Source organism: Protofrankia sp. CiP1_Cm_nod4 (genome assembly GCF_982290645.1).
Genome location: NZ_CEVIVC010000184.1, coordinates 1 through 3,955, shown reverse-complemented (window position 1 = coordinate 3,955; position 3,955 = coordinate 1). Strand labels below are relative to the sequence as shown.

Sequence of the window (3,955 nt, the reverse complement as noted above, 5' to 3'; positions counted from 1 at the left end):
ACCGGGTCGCGGGCTCCTCGGCGGTCGGGCGGGTGGACGCGGCCCGGCCGCGCCGCGGCTTCGTGGGCGACCCCGGTGACGGGCTGTACTACCACCCGGTGATCCTCGACGGTGTCCGGCCCGACGACGAGGTGTTCCGGGAGGAGACGTTCGGCCCGGTCATCGGGGTGACGACCTACCGGGACCTCGACGAGGCGGTGCGGCTCGCGAACGCTCCCGGCTACGGCCTGTCCTCGTCGATCTACACGAACGACCCGCGGACGGTCTTCCGGTTCCGCCGGGGGATCGGTGCCGGCATGGTCAGCGTGAACAACTCGACGTCCGGCGCCGAGGCGCACCTGCCCTTCGGGGGCAACGGCCGCTCCGGCAACGGCTCCCGCCAGTCCGGCCGCTGGGTGCTCGACCAGGTCACCCGTTGGCAGGCGGTCAACTGGGACTATTCCGGCCACCTGCAGAAGGCCCAGCTGGACACCGCCGTCCCCGCCGCCGACCTCACCTTCCGTCTGCCGCCCGGTTAAGCCGTCGGTCGGCCTGCCCTCCGTCCGCGCAGCCTCCCACCAGCCGGCCGGCCGACGGCGTGGGCGGCCGGCGGCGTGGGCGGCGAGGCGCTGGTCCGTGCGGTCAGCGTGCCCAGCGGGGGAGCAGCACGGTGAGGTCGAGGTCGACCGGGAACGGTTCGGTGACGGTGAGCCGCTGCCCGCTGCCGGTCGCCACGTAGGCGCCGGCGGGGCCGGGCCGGTAGGTCGTCACACGGGGTGGTACCGGCTCGATCCGCCAGTAGTGCGGGATGCCGAACTGGGCGTAGAGCGCGGGTTTGGTGGTGCGGTCCTCGACATGGTTGCCGGGTGACTCGATCTCGATCGCGACAACGACCTCGGCGGGGGAGAACCAGTGCCGGGCGGGCTCGTCGCTGCGTATCACCATCAGGTCGGGGACGCGGGTGAGCTGCCGGCCGAACCGGATGTCCACGGCCATCGCCAGCGCGAACGGCTCCGGCGTGATGTCCTCGAGCGCGGCGAAGAGCCGGGCGCCCAGCGCCTGGTGCAGGTTGGAGGGGGAAGGCGACACGCTGAGAGCTCCGTCGGTCAGTTCGTACCGATGGTTGCTGACCGGCAGCTCGTCGAGGTCGTCGGTGGTCCAGCCACCCGGAGGAATCGCGATCAGCGGCTCGCTCATCGGTGCGTCCTCCCATCCGTTCCGGTGATTCGACTCTACCCGTGGCGGGTTCGGTCATCTATGGCGAGTTCACAGTGTGTGAAGAACGTGTATCGCTCACGCGGCACCCCCGTGCATGATTATTCTCACTCAAGGCCCATGTATCATCCTGGATACTGGTTCGATGTCTTTTGTAACCCACTGTCGGCGGGATGTCGACATGTCTGTTGTGTCACTATGTCTGTCGCGTCACCATGGTCGGCCGGTTCCACATGTTGGTCACGGCCCGGGAGGGGAGCACTGCCAATGGCCGAGCACGATGAAGTGGTTCAGTCGGAGTCGCCGTGGCCGAGCCAGCGGGCGCCCGAAGAGGACGTCAATGACGGCCCGGACGCCGCGGCCGAGCCGTGGCTGATCCCCCGTTCGGTCGCGAACCCCACTCGCCTGCGGCTCGGAGTACCGCGGCAGTCGGACGCGGTCAGCGTCTCCAGCGGCGCCTGAGCCCGCGGTGACTCCTGACGCCTGACGGCGCGGGAGGTGCGTGTCCGGCGGATCGTCTGGTTCCGGCGGGTTGCTCTGGTCCTGTCGTCTGATCTGGCCCGGGCCTGTCCGCCGCGGGACGACCGGCCCGTCATCACGCAGGACCAGATAGTTCTACGCAGGTCGTACCAGACAGGGTCGTACCAGGCAGCCAGGTACGAAGGCAGGCAGTCGTACGACACGTCAGGCTGTACGACATGGCGCGGGCCGTGGCACCGACCTGTTCGGTGCCACGGCCCGCGCCGTTGTCCGGGCAGTAGATGTCGTTATTCGGTGGATGTCGGGCCCTGCGGCCCGGCGGGCCGGCGTCCTGCCCGGCGGGGCTGGTCGGCGCCGCGATGGGGCGAGTTGCCGCGGGTGGCGGGCGCACCCCACTGCTGCCTGTCCGCGCCCCGGCGTGGGCCGGAGCCTGACGAGCGCGCCTGTGCCGGCACCCGGATCCCGGACGGCTGCCGGGCAGCGGCCGAGTGCGGTGGCGTGCTGCGCGGCTGCGGGGGGATCCGGGGGGCGGGCGGCCCGGCGAGGCGCGCCACCACCTCGTCGTCGGCGTCCGCCGGTTCGGGCTGGGCGTCGCTGCCGGCGGCGCGCAGGAGCGCGCGCACCAGCCCGCGCTCCTCGGGGAGCGAGACAAGCACGTCGGCGCCATGAGCCCCCGCCCGCGCGGTACGGCCGCCACGGTGCTGGTAGGTCTTGGGGTCGCTCGGCAGCCCCGCGTGCACGACGATGTCGACCCCGTCGACGTGGATGCCGCGGGCGGCCACGTCCGTGGCGACGAGAACACGGTGCGTGCCTTCGGAGAACCCGGCGAGCGCGCGGCTGCGGGCGTTCTGCGCCATGCCGCCGTGCAGCGGCTGGGCCGGCACCCCGGAGCGGGTGAGCTGTTCGGCGAGCCGGTCGGCGCCGCGCTGGGTGCGGGCGAACACCAGGGTCCGCCCGGAGCCGCCGGCCAGGGCGGTCACCAGCCGGGTGTGGGCGGCGGGGTCGGCGGCCTCAAGCGCGTGCCGGGACAGGGTGGAGACCTGCGCGGTCTCCGAGTCGATGGCGACGAGCACCGGCTCGGGCAGGTACTGGCGGACGAGCACCTCCACCTCACGGTCGAGGGTCGCGGAGAACAGCAGCCGCTGGCCGCCGGCGGGGGTGGCGTCCAGCAGCGCCCGCACAGCCGGCAGGAAGCCGAGGTCGCACATGTAGTCGGCCTCGTCCAACACGGTGATCGCGATCTCTTCGAGGGAGCAGGCGCCGCGTTCGATCAGGTCGGTGAGGCGGCCGGGGGTGGCGATGACGATATGCACGCCGCGCCGCAGCGAACTGATCTGCCGGGAGATCGACGTCCCGCCGTACACCGCGCGCAGGCGCAGGCCCAGCGGCCGGGACAGCGGGTCGAGGGCGTCGTGGACCTGCTGGGCGAGCTCCCTGGTGGGGACGAGGATCAGCCCGCGGGGGCGGCCCGGGGCGACCGCGCGGTTCTTCGCCAGCTCGGCGAGCATCGGCAGGCCGAACCCGAGGGTCTTGCCGGAGCCGGTGCTCGCCCGGCCGAGCATGTTCTCCCCGGCGAGGACGTCAGGCAGGGTCGCGGCCTGCACCGGGAACGGGGCGGTGATCCCCTGCCGGGCGAGAGCGGAGACAAGGGCGGCGGGCAGGCCCGCGTCCGCGAAGGAACTGGCCGGTGGCCGCGGCTCGCGGGTCGGCAGCGGTGGCCGCGCGGGTGCGGCGAACCGGTTCGGTCCGTTCTGCTTGCCACCTGAGCGGGGGCCGCCGCGGCCGCGATGGGCGGCGCCTCGAGCGGGCCGGGGGCGGCGGCGGGCAGGGGAGGGCTGAGTGTCACCGTGCTGAGACAGGGTTCTTCCGTCCGTCGTTGTCGAGGTCGCCGGGGGAACCACGGCGATCGTGTGGCAGCAGTCGTGTGTCCGCTTCGGGCCGCGTCACCAGAGCATGAGCGGGTGCACCCGCTACCAGGGTGCACGCCGACCTGCTGTCACACGGACCTCTGACGTGTGGCTGGATAACCACATGTCATGGACGGCTCGTAGCCGCCAGCGGTCTCAGGGTACACCGATCACGACCGCCGGTGCTAAGGGCGGCGCGCCCACCAGGGGTGAGACGTCGCGCACCCCGGTGTGGCGGGGGGACGGCGCCGTGCGTCACGGTCACCGTGGGCCGGCAGCGGCAGCGGGCAGGCGCGGGCCGGCTGCCGTGGCCGGTCACAGGGAGTCGCTGGTAGCGGGCTGGTGGAGGGGCCGCGGGAAGGGCAGCCGGGAGG

The 3,955-nt window shown here is 72.7% G+C and carries 4 protein-coding genes; 2 read left to right on the top strand and 2 right to left on the bottom strand.

Going from position 1 to position 3,955, the window contains the following annotated elements:
* Nucleotides 1-518: aldehyde dehydrogenase family protein (locus AC5LSR_RS21965; protein ID WP_493468933.1), on the top strand; the 518-nt coding region annotated here is incomplete at its 5' end.
* Nucleotides 519-621: 103 nt separating this feature from the next.
* Here AC5LSR_RS21965 and AC5LSR_RS21960 read toward each other — a convergent pair.
* The gene (locus AC5LSR_RS21960) at nt 622-1,176 is read right to left on the bottom strand and encodes a Uma2 family endonuclease (protein ID WP_250280786.1); all 555 of its coding nucleotides are present in this window, start codon (nt 1,174-1,176) and stop codon (nt 622-624) included.
* A 285-nt stretch (nt 1,177-1,461) separates the two neighbouring features.
* Between AC5LSR_RS21960 and AC5LSR_RS21955 the strand changes: the two genes are divergently transcribed.
* Nucleotides 1,462-1,656 (top strand): hypothetical protein, encoded by a 195-nt coding sequence (locus tag AC5LSR_RS21955; RefSeq protein ID WP_250280784.1) that lies wholly within the window; start codon nt 1,462-1,464, stop codon nt 1,654-1,656.
* 305 nt (nt 1,657-1,961) lie between these two features.
* Here the strand turns inward: AC5LSR_RS21955 and AC5LSR_RS21950 are convergent, their stop codons facing one another.
* Entirely contained in the window at nt 1,962-3,575 is a 1,614-nt protein-coding gene (locus tag AC5LSR_RS21950) for a DEAD/DEAH box helicase (RefSeq protein WP_250280782.1), read from the bottom strand.
* Nucleotides 3,576-3,955: the final 380 nt, after the last annotated feature.